Below are 22,579 nucleotides of genomic sequence, written 5' to 3' on the forward strand. Positions count from 1 at the left end.
GGCCCGCGCGCGCAGAACCACGGGGCCTACGCGCTCCTCGTCAGGATCCGCAGCACCTCGAGCGTGCGCGGCGGCGCGTCCGGGTCCTCCCCGTCGGCCACCGAGAGCCGCACGTGGGCGTCGCGTGCCGCCCGCACCGCCTCCGGCCACGCCTGGTGGTTGAGGTAGGCGTCCACCGGCGCGTCCGGCCCGACCTGGTGCATGATCCGCAGCACTCGCAGGACGGCGGTGTCGACGAGGGCCGCCTCCTGCGAGTCCCGGAAGATCGTGCCGACGTACTTCTCGGCCGACCAGTTGTCCAGCCAGGTGTCCTCGACCAGGCGGTACACGGCGTCGGTGACGTCGCCGTACCCCTCGACACCGGCCAGCCAGACGTCCCGCTGGAAGACGGGATCGGAGAGCATGTGCAGCGCGGAGCGCACATTGCTGCGCCAGCGCCACCACGGCATGTCGTTGAGTGGCATGCCGCCCATGGTGGATGAGCGACGACCGCGACGGGAAGAGTTCTCCGGAGCTTGCACGGTCATCGATCGTACGTTCCCTGTGAAATGCGGATCATCGGCCCCTGCAATTCACCTTCATGTCACCTTCCGTTGCCCCCGGATGACACGAGGGTTAGTGGTGTGAGGGAATCGTGCGTGTCCATGACCGGCAGGCGACGCACCAGCTCCTCCCCCGACCGCCCCCGTGTTCCGGGTTCCGTCCCTGAAAAAGCGACTCCCCGCGTCAGGACCGTCCTGCTGTCCGCGGGCGCGTTGGCGGCCTGTGCGTCGATCGCGGTCGCCTGCGGGGTCGTCCCCGGTACCACGGGGGGTTCCGGGGACGCCCCCGTGACCGTCATGACCTGGGCACCCGACAAGACCTCGGCGACCAACAAACCGGGCATGCCGGCGATGGCGCAGGCCTACGCGCGCTGGGTCAACGCCCACGGCGGCCTGAAAGGCCGCAAGCTCGAGGTCCTGACCTGCAACGACCACAACGACTACGTGGACGCCGCGAAATGCGCCCGGCTCGCCGTGAAGGAGAACGCCGTCGCCGTCGTCGGTTCCTACAGCCAGTACGCCAGCTCCTTCCTCTCCCCGCTGGAGTCGGCGGGCATCCCCTACATCGGGGGCTACGGCCTGACCGACGACGAGTTCAAGAGCGTGCTGTCCTACCCCGTCAACGGCGGCCAGCCCGCGCTGCTGGCCGGTCTCGGCGAGGAGCTGGGCCGGACCTGCGGCCGCGTCGCCCTGGTCCGCCCCGACACGGTCGCCGGCGACGAGCTCCCCCTGCTGCTCGACGCCGGACTGAAGGCGGCGCACCACGCCCCCGTGGCAGACGTGCGCGCCGCCGAGGACGCCACCGCCCTCGACGACCAGGCACGGCAGGCGCTCGGGGAGGCGACCGCGAACCCCCGGAAGAAGGGGTGCGTGGTCCCGGCGCTCGACGAACGCACCGGGACCTTCATGGACTCCTTCCGCCGTCTGAGCACCGACTACACGCCGGTGCGCACCGCGTCCGTGCTCGGCAGCGTCGACCAGTCGGTGATCGACTCCTCCGGCGGCGGCTCCGGCCCCTACGAGGACGCCTACGTCACCGGCTGGTATCCGGAGGCGTCGGACCCGCGCTGGAACGAGATGAAGGAGGTGATCAAGGAGCAGGCCTTCGACGACGACCGGATCGATCCGGCGGACGCGGGCGTGCAGACGACGTGGATCGCGTACCAGGTCCTGAAGAAGGTCGTCGAGTCGCTCGGCAACCGCGAGGTGTCGGCCCGCACGATCCGCATGGCCCTCGACAACGGCCTGAAGGTCGACACCGGCGGCCTCACCCCGACCCTGCGCTGGCGCTTCCAGGACCTGACCGCCGTCGTCGACTTCCCCCGCCTGATCAACTCCGACGTGACCTTCCAGGTCGTGCGCGGCGGACGGCTGGTGGCGGCACGCAAGGGCTTCGTGAACGTGTCGAAGACGCTGGAGAGCACGGACAGCGAGTGAGGCGTGCCGGTGCGCGCCGCCCGCTGAAGCGGTCTGCGCGCACCGCCGTGCTCACAGCTGGGTCGGCTGGCGCTCGGTCAGGCCGTACTTCTGCGCGATGACGTTCCACAGCCTGGCCGCCTTCGCCTTCTGGGCGCTGGCCGTGCCGCTGTCCCGGTTGCCCGCCGCGGCCTGACCGGTGACGCGCGCCTGGCCCTTCTTGCAGCCCTTGTTGTCCGAGACCTGGTCGGCCCAGGCCGCGTAGTGGGTGTCGGCGGACGCGGACGCCTTCCAGGCGCTGGTGAGCGCGGCGGTCAGCGCGGCGTGGTCAGCGAGCTTGTCGACCTGGAGCCCGGACAGCCGGCTCACCAGGTCGTTGCGCTGCTTGGCCGCGTCCCGCAGGTCGGCGGCCGACTGGTCGAGGTTCTGGCACGCCTTGACGTTGGCGACCGCCCTGATCACCGCGTCGCGGCTGTTGCCGCTGTCGGCGAGAAGCTTGTCCAGGGCGACGGCCTGCGCCCGGGCCGGGTCGGCGGCGCCCGACCCCGAGGCGTCCGGGGCGGGCCCGGTCGCGGCGACCGACTTGCTGTCGTGGCTCTTGCCGTCGCTGCCGCCACCACCGCTGAGCAGGGCGCCGGCCCCGATCCCGAGGACGACTATGCCGACGCCGACGGCCGCTATGAGGGGGATACGCGAGCGGGTACGGCCACCGCGCTCGTCGACGGCCCGGCCCGCGGGGGCGCCGGGGGCGTCCGCGCCGTCGAACCGCGGCAGGTGCTGGGTGGGTTCGGCGAAACCGCCCGCGCCGCCGCGGAAGAGGTTGTCGAACTCGGCCGGCGGCGCCTGCCCCGGCGCCCCGGGCCGCACGGCGTACGACTGGCCGGGCACGGGGCCGTGCGGCTGCCCGGGCACGGGCGGAAGGTACTGCGTGGCCTGCGCGTCGGGGCCGGCGGCGGGCGGCAGCGGACCGGTGGCGCGTCCGAGGAACTGGGTCGCATGGTCAGCGGGCATCTCCGGAGGCAGTGCGCCCGGGCCCACCGGCGGGATGTACTGGGTGGCCCCCTCGTCGGGGGAGGCGGCCACCGGGGGTATGTACTGCGTCGCGCCCTCGTTCGGGGAAGCGGCGACGGGCGGCAGGAACTGCGTGGCGCCCTCGTCGGCGGAGCCGGCCGCCGGGGGCAGGGGGCCGGCACCGGCGCTCTGCTGCGGGGGCAGCGGCTGTCCCGAGCCGGCGTGCGGCTGCTGACCCCAGGCCGAGCGCGGGTCCGAACCCTCCCAGGACGGCTGCGCGCCCCACTGCTGGTTCTGGTGCAGCTGCTGTTGCTGCTGGGCGGCCTGCTCCGGGCCCCAGGGCTGTCCCCATGCCTGACCGCCGGCCGGGCCGGATGCGGATGCGGGCGCCGGGGGTATGGAACCGTCCGCTCCACCCGTCTGGCCCGGCAGCAGGGGCGCGCCGCCGTCGGAGGGCAGCACGATGCCTTCGCGCGCGGGCCGCGCCGAGGGCTCCTCGCCCTGTCCACTCTGCGTCACCGGGACTCCTACGAATGGGGGACCTTCGGAATCGTCGGCTCACGCTACCGGGTCCCCATGACCGGTGCTACGCCGGTCATGGGGAGCGCCCCCATAGGGGCGCGGGGAACTGCGCGCCCAGCCACGAACGATCCGCACCAACGAGACATCCGTCACCCTTTACGGCGATACCCCCGGGGCCCGGGGCGGAGCCCCGCGACTGCACCCCCGGCCCCGGGCACGTCACACAACCACCGGTGACGTCACGCAACCGCCGGAGGCGTCACGCGGCTGCCAGATCCAACCGCGCCCCGAACTCCCGCACCACGGCCTCCTCCCGGTACGGCTCCAACCGCTGCTGCAGGTCCTCGAGATACTCCGCCCCCCGACTGGACCGCAGCGTGCCGAGCAGCTCCACGGCCTTCAGTCCGGTGTGGCACGCCTGCTCCACCTCCCGCTGCTGCACCTGTGCGGTGGCGAGGAGCACCAGCCCGATCGCCCGCCGCCGGGCCCGGGACTCGGGATGCCCGGCGAGCGACTCCTCCGCCCGCCGGGCCGCCGCCTCCGCCTGGCCCAGGTCCCGGTGACAGTGCGCCAGCTCGTCCGCCAGGTACGCCTCGTCGAAGTGCGCGATCCACGCCGGATCGTCCCCGGACGCCGCGTCGGCCGACTCCAGCGCCGTCACCGCACGCCCGGACGCGATCTGCGCGGCGCGCACATCGCCCATCAGCGCATGCCCGCGCGCCTCAGCCGCGTAGAACATCGCCTCCGCGCGCGGGGTCACGCGCCCCCGCGCCCCCTCCTGCGCCGCCCGCGCCAACTGCGCGATCTCGCGCGGGTTTCCGAGCTGCGCCGCGAGGTGGCTCATCGACGCGGCCAGCACATAGCCGCCGTACCCCCGGTCACCGGCCGCCTGCGCGAGCCGCAACGCCTGGATGTAGTACCGCTGCGCGAGCCCCGGCTGTCCGGTGTCGACGGCCATGTACCCCGCGAGCTCGGTCAACCGCGCGACCGCACCGAACAGTTCGCGTCCCACCGCGTCCCGGTACGACCCCGCCAGCAGCCCGGAGACGACGCTGTTGAGGTAGTGCACGACGACCGGCCGCACATGCCCGCTGCCGTACTGGTGGTCCAGTTCGACCAGGGCCTGCGTCATGGCCCGCACCGCGTCCACGTCCGACTGTCCCACCCGTGGCCCGGCCGACCGCGCGACCTGCGGGTCCGGACCGGAGATCAGCCAGTCACGGCTCGGCTCGACGAGCGCGGAGGCCGCGACGGAGGACCCGGACAGGAAGTCCCGGCGCCCGACGTCGCTGCGCCACAGCTCGCAGACCTGCTCGATCGCGCCGAGCACCGTGGGCGAGAACTGCAGACCCACGCCCGACGCGAGGTTCTTGCCGTTGGCCATGCCGATCTCGTCGATCGTGACCGTGCGCCCCAGTTTGCGGCCGAGCGCCTCCGCGATGATCGCCGGTGCCCGGCCCCGCGGCTGCTGTCCGCGCAGCCAACGGGCCACGGACGTCTTGTCGTAGCGCAGGTCGAGGCCGTGCTCCGCGCCGCACATGTTGACCCGGCGGGCGAGCCCCGCGTTCGAGCAGCCCGCTTCCTGAATGAGCGCCTGCAGTCGTTCGTTCGGCTGCCGCGCGACAAGAGGCCTGGCGGCCATGGCGTACCCCCTACTTCCTGGCTCGGTTCGCCGAGTGGCCGGTGCACCGAAAAGATCCGGCCTTGAAGATCGATGCCCAGCGGACATTCCTCTGATGCGAGACATGCGAAGATTGCCGGGGTAAAGGCTGGTCCCGCACCCCCCACCTGGTTACCCCACCCCCGCTGCGGTTCCCCGTGCGCGCCCCCACCCGTGCATCCATGCGCCCCACCCGCCGAGACGGTGCTCCTCCCCGGCGCATGTGGGATGAAAAGGACGTGCTCAAAAAGCATCGGTCCCCATCGGGACGGCCCCGGGCGGGCGAGGCGTAACCCCCGGTGATCGCTAGAGTTGAGTTCATCGTGGAAGAGACCATCGCGGGCCCTGAAGCTGCCCACATCCCGAAGCAGCGCGGCGAATCGCTCCTGGACGCCGCCGTCCGTTACGTCGAGGAGCGTCACTGGGACGTGTTCCCCGGCACCTGGCTGGATGCCGTCGACGGGATGCACCGCTGCTCCTGCGGTCAGTCCGCGTGTCCCGCGCCCGGAGCGCACCCGGCACGCGACGACTGGGCGACGCAGGCGACCGGCAGTGCCACCGTCGCGCGCGGTCTGTGGTCCGAGCGGCCGACCGCATCGATCCTGCTGCCCACCGGGCGCACCTTCGACGCGATCGACGTCCCGGAGACCGCCGGCTTCCTCGCGCTCGCGCGCATGGAGCGCATGGAGCTGACGCTCGGTCCGGTGACGCTGACGCCGGCGCGGCGCATGCAGTTCTTCGTGCTGCCGGGCGCGTCCGCGAAGGTGCCGGACCTGCTGCGCAAACTGGGCTGGCAGTCCGCCTCGCTCGACCTGGTCACGCTCGGCGAGGGCTCCTATGTGGCCGCGCCGCCCACCCGGTTCGGATCGCGGGGGGCCGTGCAGTGGGCGCGGCGGCCCACGTCGGCGAACCGGTGGCTGCCGGACGCCGAGGAGCTGTTGTCGCCGTTGGCGTACGCGTGCGGCAGGGATCGGTAGCCGGGTGCCCTCCCCCGTAGGGTGCTGGCATGACCGAAGGTGCAGGGGCGGGTGCCGCCGCCGTACGCGTACACGATCTCTGGAAGCGGTTCGGGGAACACGTCGCCGTCGCCGGGGTCGATCTCGAGTTGCCCGCCGGGCGGTTCATCGGGCTGGTCGGGCCCAACGGGGCCGGGAAGACCACCACGCTGTCCATGGTCACCGGGCTGCTGCGGCCCGACCGCGGCACCGTCGAGGTCGTCGGACACGACGTGTGGCGCGACCCCGCCCAGGTGAAGGCCCGTATCGGGGTGCTGCCCGAGGGGCTGCGGCTCTTCGAGCGGCTGTCCGGGCGCGAACTCCTCGCCTACACCGGCCGCTTGCGCGGACTGCCCGGCGACGAGGTCGACAAGCGGGCCACCCAGCTCCTCGACGTCCTCGATCTGGCCGGGGCCCAGCACAAGCTCGTCGTCGACTACTCCACCGGGATGCGCAAGAAGATCGGCCTCGCCGCCGCGCTGCTGCACAACCCCGAAGTCCTCTTCCTCGACGAGCCGTTCGAGGGCGTCGACCCGATCTCCGCGCAGACCATCCGCGGCGTCCTCGAGCGGTACACCGCCTCCGGCGCCACCGTCGTGTTCTCCTCCCACGTCATGGAGCTGGTCGAGTCGCTGTGCGACTGGGTGGCCGTCATGGCCGCGGGCCGCATCCGCGCGCACGGCCCGCTGGCCGACGTGCGCGGCGACGCGCCCACTTTGCAGCAGGCGTTCTTGGAACTGGTCGGCGCGCACGGCCGCACCGCCGGCGCCGACCTCGACTGGCTCGGCGGCGGCGCCCGATGACCGGCCTGACGACCGTCGTCGTACGGCTGAAGCTGTCCCTGCTGCGGAACGGGCTGCGGCGCTCGGCCGGTCGGCGCGCCGCTTACATCACCTCCCTCGTCCTGGTCCTGTTGTTCGCGGCCACCCAGTTGCTCGGCCTGGTCCTGCTGCGTGGCAACGCGCACGCCGCCTCCGTCGCCGTGCTCGGCATCGAGGTCGTCGCGCTCGGCTGGGCGGTGATGCCGCTGTTCTTCCCCAGCGGCGACGAGACGCTCGACCCCACCCGCCTGGTGATGCTGCCGCTGCGCCCGGGGCCCCTCGTCCGGGCGCTGCTGGTGGCGTCCCTGGTCGGCATCGGGCCGCTGTTCACGTTCTGCATGGCCGTCGGCTCGGTGATCTCCGTGGCGCACGGGGCGGCGGCGTACAGCACCGCGGTCGTCGCCGTCGTGCTCACGCTGCTGGTCTGCGTCACCCTCGCGCGGGCCGTCGCCGCCGCCAACATCCGCCTGCTGACCAGCCGCAAGGGACGCGACCTCGCCGTACTGAGCGGGCTGGTCGTCGCCGTCGGCGCGCAGCTCGTCAACTTCGGCGCCCGCGAGCTGGGTTCGGCCGGGCTGTCGCGGCTGGGGCCGGTGGGAGACGTCGTGCGCTGGGTCCCGCCCGCCTCCGCGATCGGCGCGGTGGACTCCGTGAGCAAGGGCTCGTACGGCGTCGGGGCCGCCCAACTCGCGCTGAGCGCGGCCGCTTCGGCGGGCCTGCTGGCCGTGTGGTCGCGCAACCTCACCAGGCTGATGACCGCACCGGACTCCTCCACGCTCCAGGCCGCCGAACCGGGGCCCCGGGAGCGGGCCGCCGGGGGCCTGTCCCGGCTGCTGCCCGCGGGCCGCACCGGCACGGTGGCCGAGCGCAGTCTGCGCTATGTGTGGCGCGACCCCAAGACGAAGGCGGCGTGGGTGACGTCGCTGGCCATCGGGCTGATCGTGCCCGTCTTCAACGCCCTCCAGGGCACCGGCTCCGTCTACTTCGCCTGCTTCGCGGCAGGCATGCTCGGCATCCAGATGTACAACCAGTTCGGGCAGGACACCTCGGCGTTCTGGATGGTCGCCATGACGATCTCCTCCACCCGTGACGCCCACGCCGAACTGCGCGGCCGGGCGCTTGCCCTGCTGCTGATCACCCTGCCGTACACCGCCCTCGTCACCGTCGCCACCACCGCCCTGCTCGGCACCTGGGACAGGCTGCCGGAGGTGCTCGGACTGTCCCTCGCACTGCTCGGCGCGATGCTGGCCACCGGCGCCTGGTCCTCGGCCCGCTTCCCGTACTCGATACCGCAGGAGGGCTACAAGAACGTGGTTCCCGGGCAGGCGGGGCTCGCCTGGATCTCCATCCTCGGCGGCATGGTCTCCGCCGCTCTGCTCTCCGCGCCGGTGATCGCGGCGACGATCTGGCTCAACGTCAGCGCGAACGGCGACGACTGGGCCTGGCTGCTGCTGCCCGCGGGCGCCGCCTACGGCGCCCTGATCACCCTCCTCGGCCTCCGCCTCGCGGCCCCCCGCACGGCCCGCCGGCTGCCGGAGATCCTGGCGGCGGTCAGCAAGGGTTAGCTCCCGGGGCCGAGGGCACAGGAACCCGCGACGCAAGGAATTCCCCCAATCTTCTGTGAAGGAGATGTGGGCTGGGTCACCGTCGAGTTGAATGTGGGCGAGAGAGCGGACGAGCGTGCCGTATGGGCGGACGCGCAGGCTGCAGGGGGGTTCGGGTGAGTGCTTCCCGGCGGAGGGGGACCACGGACGAGCCGGTGCCGGACGAGCCGGAGCGGGACGGTTCGGATCTTCTCGCCGCGCTCCTCGACGGAATGGACGCGGCCTTGTGCGCCTTCGACGCGGACGGGGTCGTGACCCACTGGAACCGGGAGGCCGAGCGGATTCTCGGCTGGTCGGCGGGCGAGGCGGTGGGGCGGCGCGGCTTCGCCGGGTGGGCCGTGCGCAGCGCCGACGCGGCCGAGGTCGAGGCGTGGCTGATGTCCGCGATGCAGGCTCCCGGGCGCCAGGTGCACGAGTTCGCGCTGCTGACCAAGGACGGCGGGCGGGTGCTCGTACGGACCCAGTCCGCGGCCGTGCGGGGCCCCGACGGGAAACCCGCCGGGGTGTACTGCGCGTTCAGCGAGGTGCACACCCAGATCGATCTGGAGCGGTCGATCGCGCTCAGCGAGGCCCTGTTCGAGGACGCGAGCTGGGGTGTCGTGCTGGTCGACGCGGACCTGCGGCCCGCCGTCGTCAACGCCCACGCGGCCCGGGCGCTCGGCATCGGGCGCACGGCCGTGCTGGGACGGCCCCTCGGGGACCTGCTCGCCCAGGGCGTCGAGGAGCTGGAGAGCGCGCTGACCCATGTGCTCGCCGAGGGGGCGCCGCCGGCGCCCGCCGAGATCTGGGTGAGCGTGCGGACCGCGGACGGCGAGAAGCGGCGTTGCTGGCGGAGCGGGTTCCTGCGGCTGGCCTCGCCGCTGGCGGAGGAGCCGGTCCCGCTCGGGGTCGGATGGCTGTTCCAGGACGTCACCGAGACCAAGCAGAGCGAGCAGGAGGCGTCCCTGCTGCGCTTCCGCTCCAACCAGCTGCACCGAGCCGCGCGGGCGGCCGCCGAGTGCGAGGACCCCGGCGAGGCGGCCACGATCCATCTGGACTTCTCCCTCGCCGGATTCGCCGACCACGCCCTGATCGACCGGGTGGCGGGCGGCTGGGTGGCGGACGGGGCGGGGCGGGTACGGCTGGTGCGGGCCGTCGAGACGCCGTCCGGTGCGCCCGGCCCGAGCGTGCTCACCGGGAAGGCGGGACTGCCGGTGCGGTACGACGACGGCCATCCCGCCCTGCAGTGCGTGGAGCGCTCTGGGAGCGTACGGGCCGACGCGGGCGCCGCGGACCCGGCGCAGGCACGCGCGTGGGCGCTGGCCCGGCAGTGGCCCGCGGACGCGGTGCACGCCCTGTGCGCGGTGCTGCGCAGCCGGGGGCGGACGCTGGGAGTGGTGACGTTTCTGCGGGGAGCCGGGCGCAGCCGGTTCGAGCGGGCGGACGCGGTGTACGCGGAGGACGTGGCGGTACGGATCGCCGCGGCGCTGGACCTGTCCGACGTGGTGAAGGGGCGGGCCGCGAAGTAGGCCCTGGGGCGCGGCTACGCCTGGCGGTAGAAGATCCGGTCGGCGTACTCCGCCAGTACCCGGGCGTTCCACTCATGGCCGCCGTCGACGTTCCCCGACCGCAGCAGGGGCGGTTCGATGCCGCGCTCCGCGAGGACCCCGGCCGCCGCCGCCATGACCGCCTGCAGCAGGGCCGTGGTGACGACGGTGGAGGCGGGTGCGAAGGGCGCCGGGATGGTGTCCAGGGTGAGCTCCGCGTCTCCCACCGCGATCTTCGAGTCCAGAACGAGGTCGCAGTGGTCCTTCAGGTACGTGCCCGAGGCGTGCCGGGACTTCGTCTCCCCCGCATACCCCACCGAGGTCACACCGATGACCTTGATGCCGCGCGCGCGGGCGGTCATCGCCATCTCCACGGGCAGTTCGTTGCGGCCGGACAGGGAGATGATCACCAGGAGGTCGCCGGAGCGCAGGGGGCTGGTCTCGAGGACCGCGCTCGCCAGGCCGCCCACCCGCTCCAGCGCGGAGCCCAGCGTCGTCGGCATGACGTCCACGCCGACGACTCCCGGCACCGCGAGCAGGTTCATCAGGGCCAGACCGCCCGCGCGGTAGACCAGGTCCTGCGCGGCCAGCGAGGAGTGCCCGGCACCGAAGGCGAACAGCCGGCCGCCCGCGGCCACGGTGTCCGCGATCAGCGTGCCGGCCGCCGCGATGTCCTCCGCGTCCTCGTCCCGCACGCGCCGCAGCAGCCCGATCGCCGCGTCGAGGAACCGCTCCGCCGGCGTGCTCCCGCCCTGCGGCTCCCCACCGCTCGGCCCTGCGCTCATCGGTGACGCCCCTTCGAAGTCGGCCCGTGTCGCGGATCACGTTGCGGTCTGGACCAGTGGGATGTCAATACGGCCCGCCCGGCGCCGGGGGTACGGCCGGCGGCCTCGGAGACCGGCGTCCTGGAAGCGCGCCGGGTCCCGTACCGACGCGCCCCATGACCCGTGGTCCACTCGCCGCGCCCCGGTTGTCAGTGGGATGAGTCAGAATTGAACCCAGGGCCAGCGCACACGCCGGTGAGCAGTCGAGCCTCCGGCAGATCTCTTCGAGGGGCACGTATGTCCGGACTGATCGACACCACGGAGATGTATCTCCGCACCATCCTCGAGCTCGAGGAGGAAGGCGTGGTCCCCATGCGCGCCCGTATCGCCGAGCGGCTCGACCAGAGCGGCCCGACCGTCAGCCAGACGGTGGCGCGAATGGAGCGCGACGGCCTGGTGTCGGTCGCCGCCGACCGACACCTGGAACTCACGGACGAGGGCCGCCGCCTGGCCACCCGCGTCATGCGCAAGCACCGGCTCGCCGAGTGCCTCCTGGTCGACGTGATCGGGCTGGAGTGGGAGCAGGTGCACGCCGAGGCGTGTCGCTGGGAGCACGTGATGAGCGAGGCGGTCGAGCGCCGCGTCCTGGAGCTGCTGCGCCACCCCACCGAGTCGCCGTACGGAAACCCGATCCCGGGTCTGGAGGAACTCGGCGAGAAGGAGATGGCGGACCCGTTCCTGGACGAGGGCATGGTCTCGCTGGCCGACCTGGATCCGGGCACGGACGGCAAGACGGTCGTCGTACGCCGTATCGGCGAGCCCATCCAGACGGACGCGCAGCTGATGTACACGCTGCGGCGGGCGGGCGTGCAGCCCGGCTCGGTGGTCAGCGTGACGGAGTCGGCGGGCGGTGTCCTGGTCGGCAGCGGCGGCGAGGCGGCGGAGCTGCAGGCGGACATCGCGTCCCACGTGTTCGTGGCCAAGCCCTGACACAGGCACCGAGGCCCGAATGACCTCTTGGCCCCTCTCCGTCCCGCTACGCCGCTCCTCACTCCGCCGGTCCCTCACAACTCATGGGATTCCTGGGTCTGTTGTGATGATTCCGCGATCGTACTGAAATCAAGATTCAGTGAGCGGAATCGCAGCGCTCCGACCGTTCGCATGCGAGGCTGTCGCATGAGGCATATGACCTGACGGCTCTTGGCCGGAGATGACAGCGATGTCACGGCCGGGAAGGGGAGGGAGGATGTGCCCCGAACGCGACCCCGGACACGGGGAGGGCCCCGGCACCCATCGGCGCCGGGGCCTGTCCTCCCCTGTTTCGACCCGGAGCCCCGAGCTCTCAGGGTCGCCCCCTCGGACCGGTTTTCCCCGAGCGGTCCGCCTCCCGCAGAAGATCTCCCCGCGCAGGCGGCGGCCAACCCTCGAGGGAGGTCACTCGAAGGTGGGGTGTTGCCGCCGAAAACGGCGCTTTCGAATAGCCATTCGATAGCGTGGGCGGTGACGATCTCGTCGGGCCGGGCGCTGCACCAGTGACGCGTCCGCCACACCACGAGCACAGGCACCACCGCCCGGCGACACCCGCGCCGGCGGTGAGCGCCGACACCGGCAGAAGCAGCACGACAGCGGAAGTACGACCAGTACGACAAGCGCGCGGACCGACCGCCCGACGCGGAAGCGAGCGGTCCCGGCCGAGCAGGGGGGTGCCAGGACGATGCGTCGCATCGACGTGACCGGAGCGGGCGGCGTACGCCTCGCGGCATGGGAGTTCGCCGACCCGCCCAAGACCGGCGACGGCGAGCAGACGCCGGGCCTGCTGTTACTGCACGGGCTCATGGGCCGCGCCTCGCACTGGGCGCCCACCGCCCGCCTGCTCGCCGAACGCCACCGCGCCGTCGCCCTCGACCAGCGCGGCCACGGCCAGAGCGACAAGCCGGCCGACGGCTACACCCGTGAGGCCTACATCGACGACGCCGAAGCCGCCCTCGAACAACTCGGCCTCGCCCCGGCCGTCCTCATCGGCCACGCCATGGGCGCCCTGACCGCCTGGCAGCTCGCCGCCAAACGGCCCGACCTGGTCCGCGCCGTGATCATCTGCGACATGCGGGCCTCCGCACTCGGCGCCGCCTCTCAGCGCGAATGGGAGAACTGGTTCAAGTCCTGGCCCCTCCCCTTCGCCACACTCGCCGACGTACGCAAGTGGTTCGGCGAGGACGACCCCTGGGTCGAGCGCCCGAACCCTGCCCGCGGCGAGTTCTACGTCGAGGTGATGACCGAGTCCCCGAACGGCTGGCGCCCCGTCTTCGAACCCGAGCACATGCTCAGGTCCCGCGAGACCTGGGTGTACGACGCGCACTGGGAGGAACTGGCCCAGGTGCGCTGCCCCACCCTGGTCGTGCGCGGCCTGGACGGCGAACTGGGCCGCGCGGAGGCCCAGGAGATGGTCCGCGTCCTGCCCCACGGCCAGTACGCGGAGGTCCCCGACGCCGACCACTTCCTCCACCACGCCCGGCCGGAGGCATGGCGAGCCGCGATCGAGCCGTTCCTGACCGCCGTGCTGTCTCCCTGAGCGCCGCGGGCCCTCTCCGGCCGCCTGGCCGGCATGACGATCACCGACTGTCCTCGCCGAGCCATTCAGGCGGCCGGCCGAGCACAGGCACCTCCCGTTCCTGGCGGGACCGGAGTGCGTGACGACGGCACACTGCCCGCCGTCACCGAGCAGCTGTCGGAGGCCCAGCCGTTCGTTCTGCGTCAGGTGACCCGCATCACACCCGACTCCTGTCAGCAATCGGGGCGCCGTCTCGTTCAAGGGGCACGCGAACGAGACAGGAGCATCGCCATGAAGCACCGCATCGTCGTACTCGGCGCCGGATACGCCGGGGCCTTCGCCGCCGGAAACCTGGGCCGCCGGCTCTCTCCCGCCGACACCGAGATCACCGTCGTCAACGCCGCCCCCGACTTCGTCGAGCGGATGCGGCTCCACCAGCTCGCGGTCGGCCAGGACCTCACGTTCCGGGGGCTCGCCGACGTGTTCGCGGGCACCGGGGTGCGGCTGCGCCTGGCGCGCGTCACCGGCGTCGACCCCGAGCGCAGGACCGTCGCCCTGACCGGCGAGGACGGCGACGGCGAGCTCCCGTACGACACGCTTCTCCATGCGCTCGGCAGCTCCGTGGCCCACCACGGCGTGCCCGGCGTGGCCGAGTACGCCTTCGATGTGGCAGGCCGGTCCTCGGCGCTGCGGCTGCGCGAGCGCCTGGCCGATCTGGGCGAGGGCGGCACCGTGCTGGTCGTCGGTGAGGGGCTGACCGGCATCGAGACCGCCACCGAGTTCGCCGAGTCCCGGCCCGACCTGTCGGTCGCGCTCGCCGCCCGCGGCGAGCTGGGCGCCTGGCTCTCCCCGAAGGCCCGTCGTCACCTGCGCCGGGCCTTCGACCGGCTCGGCATCACCGTCCACGAGCACACCGGCATCGAAGCCGTCGAGCCGACACGGGCGATCGCCGCCGACGGCAGGTCCATCCCGGCCGACGTGACCGTCTGGTCGGCCGGGTTCGCCGTGCACCCCATCGCGGCCGCCAGCGGCCTCGAGGTCGCCGGGACCGGCCAGATCGTCGTCGACCGCACCATGCGCTCGGTCTCGCACCCGGACGTCTACGCGGCCGGTGACTGCGTCTACGCGATCGGCGACAACGGCCGGCCGCTGCCGATGTCCTGCGCCTCCGCAGGCTTCACCACCATGCAGGCGACGGCCGCGATCATCGCGCGCCTGACGGGCGGTGCGGTCCCGACGGTCGGGCTGAAGTACTACGGCAACCACATCAGCCTCGGGCGGCGGGACGCGATCTTCCAGATGGTCGACGGGGAGGCCCGGGCGAAGTCCTGGTACCTGGGCGGCCGGACCGCCGCGCGGCTCAAGGCGGGTGTGCTCCGGGGGGCCGGGTGGAGCATCGGCCACCCGACCTACGGCATGCCGACGCGCCGGCGTCGCCTGGCCACCGCGCCCGACCGGGCCGGTGTGCGGGTCGCCGCATAGGCTCCTCCGCATGGACAGCGCAGCCATCGATGAATTCGAGGCCAGTCGGGGCCGGCTGGCCTCGCTCGCGTACCGTCTGCTCGGCTCGGCCGCCGACGCCGAGGACGCCGTGCAGGACACCTTCCTGCGCTGGCAGGCCGCGGACCGGGAACACATCGAGGTGCCGGAAGCGTGGCTGACCAAGGTCGCCACCCATCTCTGCCTCGACCGGCTCCGCTCGGCGCAGGCGCGCCACGAGCGAGCGGCCGGTGCCTGGCTGCCCGAGCCACTCCTCGAGGGCGACCCGATGCTCGGCCCTGCCGAGACCTTCGAGCAGCGCGAATCGGTCACCTTGGCCGTACTGACCCTCATGGAGCGCCTCTCGCCGGTCGAGCGGGCCGCTTACGTCCTGCGCGAGGCCTTCTCCTACACCCACGCCGAGATCGCGGGCATCCTCGACATCACCGAGTCCGCGAGCCAGCAGCATGTCCACCGGGCCCGGCGCCGGGTCGCCGCCGAGCGCCGCGGCGGAGGCGAGGTGGACCCCGCGTCCGCGCGCCGGATCGTCGAGGAGTTCCTCGTCGCCGCCACGTCGGGGCGCACCGAACGGCTGGTGGCGATGCTCACCGCCGACGCGACGGCGGTCTCGGACGGCGCCGGACTGGCCAGGCGGCTGCTGCAGTACGACACGCGCGAGCGCATCGCCTCCTACGTGCGGGCCGGCTTCAAGCCCACGCCGGCGAAGCGGCGGCTGGCGGGCGGCTCCGTCGCGCTGTACATCGCGCCGGTCAACGGCTCCCCGGCCGTCATCGGCGTGGTCGACGGCCGGGTCGTGGGTGCCGTGGTGTTCGAAGTCGGCGACGGCAAGATCGCCTCCCTGCGCGGCATCGCCGCCGCGAACCGGCTCGCGCGCCTCGATGAGGCCTGGCGGCAGCACGAACCCGAGGCACCCGTCATCAGCGCTTGGTGAGACGCCTCCCGCAGGAACCCGGGGCTCTGCGGCGCGGCGACGGGTACGGCTACGGCACCCGTCCGGAACCCGCGCCGCAACGTCTCGAAAAAAACCTGTTGATTGCGTGCCAACCGCTTCTTAGGGTGTGAAGCACACGGAAGGGAGGTGGTTCGGCAGATGTATGACATCCGGACGCGTGAGGTGGCTGCGGGCTAGCGGCCCGCCGTCGTACTCAGTTCGGCGCCGGACCAGCGCGTGCGAGATGCGCGCAGCCGGCCAATCCAACGCAGTCACCCGGCCCGCGGGCTCGCCGGTACGTCCGGCCGGCTCCTTCGTCCACTGACGGAGGACCTGAGCTCGCGGGCCGTCTGCGTTTTCGGGCACCGGGGGTCAGGGGCTGAGGCGCTCCACCCGCCAGGTGCCGTCCGGTTCCGCGACGTAGCGGAGGCGGTCGTGCAGGCGGTTCTCCCGGCCCTGCCAGAACTCGACCGCCGAGGGTGCGATGCGGAAGCCGCCCCAGTGCGGGGGGACCGGGACCTGGGTGCCCTCGGGGTAGCGGGTGGTGAGTTCCTCGTAGGTGGCGTCGAGTTCGGCGCGGGAGCAGATGATCGAGGACTGGGTGCTGGCCCAGGCGCCGAGCTGGGAGCCGTGGGGGCGGGTGCGGAAGTAGGCGGCGGTCTCGTCGCGGCCGGTGCGGCGGGCGGTGCCGGTGACGATCACCTGGCGGGCCATGGGGTGCCAGGGGAAGAGCAGCGAGACGTAGGGGTTCGCGGCGAGGTCCTGGGCCTTGCGGGAGTCGTAGTTGGTGTAGAAGACGAAGCCCTGTTCGTCGTACTGCTTCATCAGGACGGTGCGGGAGCTGGGGCGTCCTGCGGCGTCGGCGGTGGAGACGACCATCGCGTTCGGTTCGTAGATCATTCCGGCGATGGCGGCTTGGGCCGCCTGTTTGAACCAGCGGGCGAACTGCTCCATGGGGTGCGGTGCGAGCGTGGACTCGTCGAGGCCTTCGGCGCGGTAGTGGGCTCGCATTTCCGCGGGGTTGGCGGACAGGTCCTCGGCGGGACCTTCGGCCGCGTGTTCGACGATGGGTTCGATAACCGGGTCCGTCGTGGATTTGGCGGCAGGGTGAACGGGGTGCTGGGCTGCGGGTTCGTCCGGGTAGCGGTCGGTCACGTCGTCATCTTGCCGTACGGGCCACAGGCCCTCGACGGCTTGGGGACAGTGGGCACGGCGGGAGTGCGGTTCATCACTGTGTGGCACTGAGTGCCGCTTGGTCTCCCCAAAGGTGGCACTCAGGGATATCGTGCAGATGCCGTTCGGTTGGGTGACCGCCGACCGATCGGGGCATCAACCGGGGTGACCGTTTCGGACCGCGAGTTTTCGAGAACGACCGCTACAGACCGTGGAGCCGGGGCGGCGCGACCCTTTCCGCCGTACACATCACGAGGAGCCGCCTGATGTCCGATTTCGTACCCGGGCTCGAGGGAGTCGTCGCGTTCGAGACGGAGATCGCCGAGCCGGACAAGGAGGGCGGTGCCCTGCGGTACCGGGGCGTCGACATCGAGGACCTGGTCGGCCATGTCTCGTTCGGGAACGTGTGGGGGCTGCTCGTGGACGGCGCCTTCAACCCCGGACTGCCGCCCGCCGAGCCGTTCCCGATCCCGGTGCACTCCGGCGACATCCGTGTGGACGTACAGTCCGCGCTGGCCATGCTCGCCCCGGTGTGGGGCCTGAAACCGCTGCTGGACATCGACGTGGAGCAGGCCCGTGAGGACCTGGCCCGGGCCGCGGTCATGGCGCTGTCGTACGTCGCCCAGTCGGCGCGCGGCCAGGGGCTGCCGATGGTGCCGCAGCGGGAGATCGACAAGGCGCGGTCCGTCGTGGAGCGGTTCATGATCCGCTGGCGGGGCGAGCCGGACCCCAAGCACGTCGCGGCCGTCGACGCCTACTGGACCTCGGCGGCCGAGCACGGCATGAACGCCTCCACCTTCACCGCGCGGGTGATCGCCTCCACGGGCGCGGACGTCGCAGCGGCGCTGTCGGGTGCCGTGGGTGCCATGTCGGGGCCGCTGCACGGCGGAGCGCCCTCCCGTGTGCTCGGCATGATCGAGGAGATCGAGCGCACCGGTGACGCGGAGGCGTATGTGAAGGGGGCGCTGGACCGGGGCGAGCGGCTGATGGGCTTCGGCCACCGGGTGTACCGGGCCGAGGACCCGCGGGCGCGCGTGCTGCGCCGTACCGCTCGTGAGCTGGGTGCGCCGCGTTTCGAGATCGCGGAGGCGTTGGAGAAGGCGGCTCTGGAGGAGCTGCACAACCGCCGTCCCGACCGTGTGCTCGCCACGAACGTGGAGTTCTGGGCGGCGATCGTGCTGGACTTCGCCGAGGTCCCGGCGCACATGTTCACGTCGATGTTCACGTGTGCCCGTACGGCCGGCTGGTCGGCGCACATCCTGGAGCAGAAGCGCACGGGCCGCCTTGTGCGTCCGTCGGCCCGCTATGTGGGTCCCGGGCCGCGCAGCCCGCAGGAGATCGAGGGGTACGCGGACATCGCGCACTGACGACGGACGGCCCAGGGCCCTCCACCGGCGACGGGGCGGCACCGGGCCGCCCTCAGCCCAGTGCCTCCTCCAGCAGCGCCGCCCACTGCGTCACCACGCGTTCGCGGCGGGCGGCGTCGTCGGTGAGGAGGTTCGCGAGGCCCAGGCCGCGGGCCATGTCCAGCAGGCCCTGGACCGTTTCACGGACGCCCGGCCTCCGCTCGTCCGCGCGGAGCAGGTCGACGGCGATGCGGTGGGTCTCGCGACCGACGCGGGCCTCCAGCTCGGTCACACGGGGGCGCAGCTGCTCCTCGTTGGAGGCGGCTACCCACAGGTGCAGGGCCGCCCGGAACAACGGCCCCGTGTAGAGGTCGACGAGGGCCGCGACCACCGCCCGCCGGTCGGCGGCCCCGTGCGGGAACAGGGCCCTCAGCGCGGTGGAGCGCTCCTCGGCGACGTACTCGACGGCCGCCGTGAACAGGTCCTCCCGGGTCGGGAAGTGGTGCTGGGCGGCGCCCCGGGAGACGCCGGCGCGTTCGGCGACGACCAGGACGGTGGAGCCGGCCCAGCCGTGGTCGGCGAGGCAGGCCACGGCGGCCTGGAGGAGCCGTTGCCGGGTGGCCCGGCTGCGGTCCTGCTTGGGGACGCGCTCGCGTTCGACTGTGTTCACACCACCCATGAGGGGTCCCGTCGTTCCAGGAAGGCCGTCATTCCCTCGCGGGCCTGCGGGGAGGAGAACAGCCGGGCCGAGAGCGCGGTCAGCTCGGCCGCGTCCCGGTCGAAGGTCTGCAGAACAGTAGCGGTGAGGATTCGTTTGGTCTCCGCCAGGGCCTGGGGTGCGGCTCGCCGCAGTCCGTCGAGCATGGGTTCGAGCACTTGGTCGACGTCGTCGCCGGTGGCGGTGAGCAGGCCGGTGCGTACGGCTTCGGGGGCGTCGAAGCGTTCGCCGGTGAGGTAGTGACGCGCGAGGGCGCGGGGGTCGGTGCGGGGCAGCAGCGGAAGGGAGATCACAGCGGGGGCGACCCCGATGCGCACCTCGGTGAAGGCGAAGGTCGCCGCGGGTGACGCGGCGGCGATGTCGCAGGCGCCGAGCAGGCCGAGGCCGCCCGCCCGTACGTGTCCGGTCACCCGGGCGACGACGGGTTTGGGTAGTTCGACGATCTGCCGCAGCAGCCCGGCGAAGGCGTCCGGGGGCGAGGGGTCGCGCAGATCGGCGCCCGCGCAGAAGGTGGTGCCGGTGTGGGCGAGGACGACGGCGCGGACGTCGTGGTCCTTGCCGCAGGCGGTGAGCGCGTCGGCCAGGCCGCCGACGAGTGCGGCCGACAGGGCGTTGCGGTTGGCGGGCGAGTCGAGGGTCAGGGTGGTGATGCCGCGGTCGTGGGCGGTGCGGACGAGGTCGGTCATATCCGCTCCCTGAGCTGCCGGCGGAGGATCTTCCCGGAGGCGGCGCGGGGCACGCCGTCGATGAAGGTGACGTTGCGGACGCGTTTGTAGGGGGCGACGCGTTCGGCGACGTACATCATGACCTCGCCCTCGGAGAGGTCGTCGGCGCCCGGCCTGCGGACGACGAAGGCGTGGGGGACCTCGTTGTGGTCGTCGTTGTAGACGCCGATGACGGCGGCGTCGGCGATCCGCGGGTGGGTGAGGAGGAGGGCCTCGAGTTCGGCCGGGGCCACCTGGAAGCCCTTGTACTTGATGAGTTCCTTGACGCGGTCGACGACGAACAGCCAGCCGTCCGCGTCGACGTACCCGACGTCCCCGGTGTGCAGCCAGCCGTCCCGGTCGATCATCGCGTCGGTGGCCTCGGGCCGTCCCAGGTAGCCCTTCATCACCTGGGGGCCGCGGAAGGCGATCTCGCCGGCCTCGCCGACGCCGAGGTCCTTGTCGGGGTCGTCGAGGGACAGGATGCGCATCTCGGTGCCGGGGACCAGTTTGCCGACGGTGCCGGGGGGCGCTTCGTGGGCGTCGAGGGGGACGACGTGGGTGCACGGGGACAGTTCCGTCATGCCGTAACCCTGGCCGACGGGGGGCAGGCCGAGGCGCTGGGCGCAGGCCACGGCGAGCTTGGCGTCCAGGGGTGCCGCGGCGCTGATGATGTACTTCAGGGACGACAGGTCGTACTGGGCGACGACCGGGTGCTTGGCGAGGGCGAGCACGATCGGCGGGGCCACGTACAGGCCGGTGATGCGGTGCTCCTGGATGGCCGCGAGGAAGGTGTCCAGGTCGAAGCGGGGCAGCACGACGACGGTGGCGCCCTGCCGCAGTGGCGCGTTCAGGAGGGCCGTCATGCCGTAGATGTGGAAGAAGGGCAGCACCGCGAGGATGCGCTCGCCGGGCCCCGTGCCTATGAGGGGCCGGATCTGGGCGAGGTTGGTGGCGATCTGCCGGTGGGTGAGCATGACGCCCTTGGGGATGCCGGTCGTCCCGGACGAGTACGGGAGCGCGGCGACGTCCTGCACCGGGTCGATGACGACCTGGGGCTCCGGCGCGGCGGAGGCCAGCATGTCGATCAGCGACCGGTGGCCGGGGGCGCTGTCGCAGACGAAGATCTCCTGGACGCCGCCCGAGAGTTCGGCGGCGCGGCGGGCCGTCTGGAGGAGCGGTGAGACGGTGACGATCCAGCGGGCCGCGGAGTCCCGCAGCTGCTTGGCGAGCTCCTCGGCCGTGGCCTGCGGGTGCACGGTCGTGACGGAGGCACCGGCGCGCGTGGCCGCGTAGAAGGCGAGGGGGAAGGCGATCGTGTTCGGGCTGTGCAGCGCGAGCACGTCGCCCTTGCGCACGCCCGCCTCGGCGAGCGCGGCCGCGATCCGCCGGTGGAAACGGTCCAGTTGTTCGTAGGTGAGGGTGGTGCCGTCCGTGCCGTCGATCAGGGCGGGCAGCTCGCCGAACTCGGCGGCCCGGCCCAGCACGGCGTCGTGGATGGGGAGTTCGACGGGCGGGACGTCTGCGTACTCGCTGCGGAACACTGTTCCTCCTCGCGCCGGCGCGCCGGTCGTCAGTACGACTTGGGCAGGCCCAGACTCTGGTGGGAGACGTAGTTGAGAATCATCTCCCGGCTCACCGGCGCGATACGAGACACGCGCGCGACCGTGATGAGGGAGGCGAGTCCGAACTCGCGGGTGAGGCCGTTGCCGCCGAGGGTGTGCACGGCCTGGTCGACGGCCTTCACACAGGCCTCCCCGGCCGCGTACTTGGCCATGTTGGCGGCCTCACCGGCGGCCGCGTCGTCCCCGGAGTCGTAGAGGAAGGCGGCTTTCTGCATCATCAGTCGGGCCAGTTCCAGGTCGATGTGCGCCTGCGCCAGGGGGTGCGCGATCGCCTGGTGGGCGCCGATGGGCTGCTGCCAGACGGTACGGTCGCGCGCGTACTCCACGGCCCGGGAGACCGCGTAGCGGCCGAGGCCGATCGCGAAGGCGGCCGTCATGATGCGTTCGGGGTTGAGGCCGGCGAAGAGCTGGAGGAGCCCGGCGTCCTCGTCGCCGACGAGGGCGTCTGCGGGCAGCCGTACGTCGTCCAGGGTCAGCTCGAACTGCTTCTCCCGGCCGGTGAGTTCCATGTCGATCTGCCGCCGCTCGAAGCCGGGCGCGTCGCGGGGGACGATGAACAGGCAGGGTTTGAGCCTTCCGGTGCGAGCGTCCTCGGTGCGGCCGACGATGAGGGTCGCGTCCGCGATGTCGGCGCCGGAGACGAACACCTTGCGGCCGTTCAGGACCCAGTGGTCGCCGTCGCGGCGGGCGGTGGTGGTGATGCGGTGGGAGTTGGAACCGGCGTCGGGTTCGGTGATGCCGAAGGCCATGATCCGAGTGCCTTCGGCGATTGCGGGGAGCCAGGTCTGTTTCTGTTCCCCGGTGCCGAAGCGGGCTATGACCGTGCCGCAGATGGCGGGTGAGACGACGAGCATGAGCAGGGGGCAGCCGGCTGCGCCGAGCTCTTCGAGGACGATGGAGAGGTCGGCCATGCCGCCCCCTCCGCCGCCGTATGCCTCCGGCAGGTTGACGCCTAGGTAGCCCAGCTTGGCGGCTTCCGACCAGAGTGCGACGGGGTCGTGGTTGCGGCCGTGGCGGGTGCCCAAGGCCGCGACGGCCGAGCGAAGGGTCTTTTGTTCGTCGGATTCGATGACGGGACTCATGGTCGTCTCCCGGGTGCCGGTCCGTCGTGGTTGCTCGCGCTCACGCGGCGGTAGCCGCATATCGATACAGCCCCGCGCCCCTGAAGGGGCG

General features: G+C 72.3%; 19 protein-coding genes. 10 read left to right on the forward strand and 9 right to left on the reverse strand.

Annotated elements, in window-relative coordinates; all coding sequences use genetic code 11:
* Nucleotides 1-26: 26 nt before the first annotated feature.
* Nucleotides 27-527 (reverse strand): hypothetical protein, encoded by a 501-nt coding sequence (locus C3488_RS03475; RefSeq protein ID WP_103837786.1) that lies wholly within the window; start codon nt 525-527, stop codon nt 27-29.
* 117 nt (nt 528-644) lie between these two features.
* Here C3488_RS03475 and C3488_RS03480 point away from each other — a divergent pair, with 117 nt between their 5' ends.
* Nucleotides 645-1,979, forward strand: a complete 1,335-nt coding sequence (locus C3488_RS03480) for an ABC transporter substrate-binding protein (RefSeq protein WP_103837787.1) — start codon at nt 645-647, stop codon at nt 1,977-1,979.
* A 51-nt stretch (nt 1,980-2,030) separates the two neighbouring features.
* Here the strand turns inward: C3488_RS03480 and C3488_RS03485 are convergent, their stop codons facing one another.
* Nucleotides 2,031-3,488 (reverse strand): hypothetical protein, encoded by a 1,458-nt coding sequence (locus C3488_RS03485; protein ID WP_103837788.1) that lies wholly within the window; start codon nt 3,486-3,488, stop codon nt 2,031-2,033.
* 262 nt (nt 3,489-3,750) lie between these two features.
* Nucleotides 3,751-5,133 (reverse strand): transcriptional regulator, encoded by a 1,383-nt coding sequence (locus C3488_RS03490; RefSeq protein WP_103837789.1) that lies wholly within the window; start codon nt 5,131-5,133, stop codon nt 3,751-3,753.
* A gap of 341 nt (nt 5,134-5,474) precedes the next feature.
* Here C3488_RS03490 and C3488_RS03495 point away from each other — a divergent pair, with 341 nt between their 5' ends.
* From C3488_RS03495 to C3488_RS03510, 4 genes are all read left to right on the forward strand, one after another.
* The gene (locus tag C3488_RS03495; RefSeq protein ID WP_103837790.1) at nt 5,475-6,128 is read left to right on the forward strand and encodes a bifunctional DNA primase/polymerase; all 654 of its coding nucleotides are present in this window, start codon (nt 5,475-5,477) and stop codon (nt 6,126-6,128) included.
* A 29-nt stretch (nt 6,129-6,157) separates the two neighbouring features.
* Nucleotides 6,158-6,949, forward strand: coding sequence for an ABC transporter ATP-binding protein (locus C3488_RS03500; protein ID WP_103837791.1), 792 nt, complete (start codon nt 6,158-6,160; stop codon nt 6,947-6,949).
* A complete protein-coding gene (locus C3488_RS03505; RefSeq protein ID WP_103837792.1) occupies nt 6,946-8,532 on the forward strand; it encodes a transporter in 1,587 nt (528 codons plus the stop codon). Before C3488_RS03500 ends, C3488_RS03505 begins: the two co-directional genes overlap by 4 nt.
* Before the next feature lie 155 nt (nt 8,533-8,687).
* Nucleotides 8,688-10,079 carry a PAS domain-containing protein gene (locus C3488_RS03510; RefSeq protein WP_258053270.1) on the forward strand — a complete coding sequence of 464 codons (1,392 nt, stop codon included), beginning with the start codon at nt 8,688-8,690 and terminating at the stop codon, nt 10,077-10,079.
* A 14-nt stretch (nt 10,080-10,093) separates the two neighbouring features.
* Here the strand turns inward: C3488_RS03510 and C3488_RS03515 are convergent, their stop codons facing one another.
* On the reverse strand, nt 10,094-10,882 hold the full coding sequence (locus tag C3488_RS03515; protein WP_103837794.1) for an SIS domain-containing protein: 789 nt from the start codon (nt 10,880-10,882) through the stop codon (nt 10,094-10,096).
* A gap of 276 nt (nt 10,883-11,158) precedes the next feature.
* On the opposite strand from C3488_RS03515, the gene C3488_RS03520 reads away from it, so the two are divergent.
* From C3488_RS03520 to C3488_RS03535, 4 genes are all read left to right on the forward strand, one after another.
* Nucleotides 11,159-11,851: a metal-dependent transcriptional regulator gene (locus C3488_RS03520; protein ID WP_103837795.1), complete on the forward strand. Its 693-nt coding sequence runs from the start codon at nt 11,159-11,161 to the stop codon at nt 11,849-11,851.
* Between the two features lie 724 nt (nt 11,852-12,575).
* Complete coding sequence (locus tag C3488_RS03525; protein WP_103837796.1) at nt 12,576-13,430, forward strand: alpha/beta fold hydrolase; 855 nt, start codon at nt 12,576-12,578, stop codon at nt 13,428-13,430.
* A gap of 270 nt (nt 13,431-13,700) precedes the next feature.
* A complete protein-coding gene (locus tag C3488_RS03530) occupies nt 13,701-14,891 on the forward strand; it encodes an NAD(P)/FAD-dependent oxidoreductase (protein WP_103837797.1) in 1,191 nt (396 codons plus the stop codon).
* 10 nt (nt 14,892-14,901) lie between these two features.
* A complete protein-coding gene (locus C3488_RS03535) occupies nt 14,902-15,840 on the forward strand; it encodes a sigma-70 family RNA polymerase sigma factor (RefSeq protein ID WP_103837798.1) in 939 nt (312 codons plus the stop codon).
* 372 nt (nt 15,841-16,212) lie between these two features.
* Here C3488_RS03535 and pdxH read toward each other — a convergent pair whose 3' ends face one another.
* Entirely contained in the window at nt 16,213-16,851 is a 639-nt protein-coding gene (gene pdxH / locus C3488_RS03540; RefSeq protein ID WP_103837832.1) for a pyridoxamine 5'-phosphate oxidase, read from the reverse strand.
* A gap of 428 nt (nt 16,852-17,279) precedes the next feature.
* On the opposite strand from pdxH, the gene C3488_RS03545 reads away from it, so the two are divergent.
* A complete protein-coding gene (locus C3488_RS03545; RefSeq protein WP_103837799.1) occupies nt 17,280-18,380 on the forward strand; it encodes a citrate synthase 2 in 1,101 nt (366 codons plus the stop codon).
* 52 nt (nt 18,381-18,432) lie between these two features.
* Here C3488_RS03545 and C3488_RS03550 read toward each other — a convergent pair whose 3' ends face one another.
* The 4 genes from C3488_RS03550 to C3488_RS03565 are packed head-to-tail and all read right to left on the reverse strand — an operon-like array spanning nt 18,433 to nt 22,488.
* Nucleotides 18,433-19,038 carry a TetR/AcrR family transcriptional regulator gene (locus C3488_RS03550; protein WP_103837800.1) on the reverse strand — a complete coding sequence of 202 codons (606 nt, stop codon included), beginning with the start codon at nt 19,036-19,038 and terminating at the stop codon, nt 18,433-18,435.
* On the reverse strand, nt 19,026-19,763 hold the full coding sequence (locus C3488_RS03555; RefSeq protein ID WP_103837801.1) for an enoyl-CoA hydratase family protein: 738 nt from the start codon (nt 19,761-19,763) through the stop codon (nt 19,026-19,028). Before C3488_RS03555 ends, C3488_RS03550 begins: the two co-directional genes overlap by 13 nt.
* Complete coding sequence (locus C3488_RS03560) at nt 19,760-21,325, reverse strand: 4-coumarate--CoA ligase family protein (protein ID WP_103837802.1); 1,566 nt, start codon at nt 21,323-21,325, stop codon at nt 19,760-19,762. Before C3488_RS03560 ends, C3488_RS03555 begins: the two co-directional genes overlap by 4 nt.
* A 29-nt stretch (nt 21,326-21,354) precedes the next feature.
* Nucleotides 21,355-22,488 (reverse strand): acyl-CoA dehydrogenase family protein, encoded by a 1,134-nt coding sequence (locus C3488_RS03565; RefSeq protein ID WP_103837803.1) that lies wholly within the window; start codon nt 22,486-22,488, stop codon nt 21,355-21,357.
* Nucleotides 22,489-22,579 lie beyond the last annotated feature (91 nt).

This window comes from Streptomyces sp. Ru72, assembly GCF_002920635.1.
Lineage (GTDB): Bacteria > Actinomycetota > Actinomycetes > Streptomycetales > Streptomycetaceae > Streptomyces.